The organism is Bacillus sp. mrc49 (assembly GCF_002803435.1).
In genome coordinates, this window is sequence record NZ_PHNG01000039.1 from 1 (window position 1) to 385 (window position 385).

Here is a 385-nt window from a genome sequence, read left to right on the forward strand (position 1 = left end):
GCCGAAAGCCAACCGATTGGCGGACTGAATATTATCGCTCCAATGATCATTGGCATATCGGAAGCCATGATGAGCCCGATCATGGCAACATTAGCAACAATGCCCCCGCTATGGCCGCCATATAGTTTCCCACCTGAATAGGCAAGCATGAGTGGCAACACATATCGATAAATCGGATCGATAAATTGACTCAGGACAGCATCGGGCTTCCACGCCTTCGCATACCTGACTCCACGCCAAACATATATATCGTTTTCCATCGTCCCTTGAAGATGCCCTTTTGCTGTCGTTACGATTGATCCTATCATCCACTCTCACCTCTCCATATAGTTTCGATTACTTAAGTTCTTCTTTTTTGATTCCGTTATATCCTTCATCTTTACAA

1 pseudogene is annotated in these 385 nt (G+C 45.2%); it reads right to left on the reverse strand.

Annotated features, from left to right (window positions below):
- Window positions 1–308, reverse strand: a pseudogene (locus CVN76_RS00345) (hypothetical protein); the annotation flags it as partial.
- Window positions 309–385 lie beyond the last annotated feature (77 nt).